This is a genomic window from Psychrobacillus insolitus, assembly GCF_003254155.1.
In the GTDB taxonomy this organism is placed as follows: domain Bacteria; phylum Bacillota; class Bacilli; order Bacillales_A; family Planococcaceae; genus Psychrobacillus; species Psychrobacillus insolitus.
This window is the reverse complement of sequence record NZ_QKZI01000025.1, coordinates 1-2557: the sequence shown is the minus strand read 5'-3', so window position 1 is coordinate 2557 and position 2557 is coordinate 1. Positions and strand designations below refer to the sequence as shown.

The 2557-nt window shown below is 30.9% G+C and carries 3 protein-coding genes; 1 reads left to right on the top strand and 2 read right to left on the bottom strand.

Annotated features, from left to right (window positions below; all coding sequences use genetic code 11):
• Nucleotides 1–374 precede the first annotated feature (374 nt).
• Nucleotides 375–824 carry a PH domain-containing protein gene (locus C7437_RS16670; RefSeq protein ID WP_111441102.1) on the top strand — a complete coding sequence of 150 codons (450 nt, stop codon included), beginning with the start codon at nucleotides 375–377 and terminating at the stop codon, nucleotides 822–824.
• 306 nt (nucleotides 825–1130) lie between these two features.
• Here C7437_RS16670 and C7437_RS16665 read toward each other — a convergent pair whose 3' ends face one another.
• Both C7437_RS16665 and C7437_RS16660 read right to left on the bottom strand, forming a co-directional pair.
• Nucleotides 1131–1451 carry a hypothetical protein gene (locus C7437_RS16665; RefSeq protein ID WP_111441101.1) on the bottom strand — a complete coding sequence of 107 codons (321 nt, stop codon included), beginning with the start codon at nucleotides 1449–1451 and terminating at the stop codon, nucleotides 1131–1133.
• Nucleotides 1452–1604: 153 nt separating this feature from the next.
• A complete protein-coding gene (locus C7437_RS16660) occupies nucleotides 1605–2219 on the bottom strand; it encodes an MEDS domain-containing protein (RefSeq protein WP_342767798.1) in 615 nt (204 codons plus the stop codon).
• Nucleotides 2220–2557 lie beyond the last annotated feature (338 nt).

Sequence of the window (2557 nt, the reverse complement as noted above, 5' to 3'; positions counted from 1 at the left end):
TCGATATAACCCTTCAATTTCTAGAAACATGAAACTGCCTGACCTTTACCGAAATTGTGTGACCACATTTCATTTGAGCCAGGAACGTTTCGCACTAACAAACGCACCCGTTAGTTGAAGAAGAAATCCTATTCTTTTACTTCAATTTTTATTGCTCCAGCTTGACGGATAGGATGTAAAAGTTGCCTGTTTCCATTAAATGAAAACTTATAAGTCACTAAGAGCGTATCAATATTAGGACTTCACTTGTTCATTTAACGAGGTACATTATTGAAAAATATTTCAAAGTAAATGGAAAAGATTATTCAAGATAAATGAAACCTTATATTATCTTTACAAGTATATAAGTTAAAAATAGAAAGGTGGGTTATTAGATGTGCTTTGAAGCTAAAAGGGATAACTCTTTTATGACTTTATTTTCATCCAGTATTATTATGATTACAGCTATTTTATCAATACCTATATTTACTTTATCTCTTTCTACCATCGATAAAATTGTATTGTTATCTATTTTGCTTATTATAGTAGTGGTGCTTATTTCAACTGTTCTCTTTATCAAATACGAATTTCACGAAGATTATTTGTATATAAAGGGAGGACTATTTTTTAGACGTATTCGATATGACATAATCACCAACGTTGAGTCATCTAATTTTACAACAGCAGACCTATTGGCAGGGTATAGAATTTTATCATCTAAAGATGGCGTAGTGATAAACTATAAAGCAGGTATTGGTAGTATAAAAATTTCGCCGAGAGATAAATCTATATTCATATCTGAATTAAAAAAAAGGATTCCAAATGTTAAGACCAGAGATGATTGATTAATATTAAAACGCTGAACTTCTATTTTCAGCGTTTTTTCTATTTTTAAATATCAACATTAAACTTAAACAGAGCAAATTATAAAATAAAGTTTCAAACCTTGTTCAACTAAACTGCTGCTTTACTTCAATAAGAAAAAATGCTTTACCCTTCTTGAAGTAAAGCACCCGTTAGTTGAACAAGAACGCATTAGTTTTTACTCAAAATCTAATTTTTCCATGCTAATAACCCATTTTAATTGATTTGTTGTTTTTTAGAATCGCACCGATGGCAGATATAGTGGTAATATGGTAAATCTTTCTCTTTTAGTAAGTTAATAATTCTTCTTTTGAAACAATACGCCATTCATTTGCTACAAGTTTGTCTATATAGTCATTGATACAAATTTCCTCTAATTCCATTGCAAGTGGATTTAGTGATACATAGCATTCATTCGTCTCATATTTTATAGTAACTTTTACAACCTCATATCCATTATGAAATCTTGAGTCAAATCCGGGGTCATCAATTATATCTCCTTTAACAGGGCGAATCGTTGATTCAAATGTTTTCATTACCATTTCACTACTATTATTTTCTTTTTGTTCTTTTGAAGATGTTAGAAAAATGAGCATTTTGATTTTCATTACTTTGTCTCCCTTAAATCAATGAATTTGTTAGTTATAGTTTAACATTAATTTATTCTGGTTATTATTCAACTTTCCTGCCCCGTTAGTTCGATAAGAAAAAAGGCTTTACTCCTTCTTGAAGTAAAGCACCCGTTAGTTGAATAAAAAATATCATTTCACTACATTCGATGGCTGATATTGGTCCGAGACGAATAAATCATCTTCCAGTAAAACATAAGGATGTGCTTCCATCAAAATCGTTTTGAGGTAGTCTGGCATTTTATTTCCTTCGTACGCACAAATTAATGAAAACGGCAGCAGATTTACAGCTTCGTCTACTATTTTCTCTAAATCTTCTATGATATGCAGCGGCTCTTCCATAGTGGCCCACTCGACATGTGCCCATGCTCGGAAAGAGATTTTATCTTCGATATAGGGCTGAATTGTTTTACTAAAGTAATCAGCTATTGAAGGTGGATGATAACTCCCACTTGAATAATAGAAATTCATGCTGTTTACATAGTAAATGAACCCCATTTGTTCTTTCGTTAAATGTGTACTCAGTTCTTTTTGAATAATAGGGTAAAGACGAGAATTCTCAATGAGAATCACGTAATCTCCCGCTGCAATGCCATCTTGTATATAGTCTAAAACTTGTATAATGTAATTTTCCATTCCATTATACTTATACAGAATATGAAGATGAACATTCTTTTGGTCCTCAAACAACTGATTCAATTTACTTTTCATTTCCCTTTTTCCAGTCCCATTTGAAATTTCAACCACGTTCATCACCTCTTTATTTAAATTCGACATAGAATTTCATAATAATTCCATCTTCAACTAACCTGTTGCTTTAATTTAATACGTTTGAAATAAACAGAAGTTCCAATATTAAACAAATTACCATTATATATTTTAAAAAATGCATTTGGCTTATTGAACTAAACTGCTTCGTTAGTTGAAGAAGCATATTATAATGAATATATTGGTCGCTCTTCCTTATGTTTACTTTTTGTTGAACTTGTTAATCCTATAAAAAACACACGAAAGAGGTATTTTTATGATTGGATTACTAACAAAAAACTCGCAAGGTAGGTATGCATTCTATAATGGTTTTTATT

What these genes read in the sequence shown, in the direction of transcription:
- C7437_RS16665 (WP_111441101.1), bottom strand. Translation starts at nt 1,451, where the DNA reads ATGAAAATCAAAATGCTCATTTTTCTAACATCTTCAAAAGAACAAAAA.
- C7437_RS16670 (WP_111441102.1), top strand. Translation starts at nt 375, where the DNA reads ATGTGCTTTGAAGCTAAAAGGGATAACTCTTTTATGACTTTATTTTCA.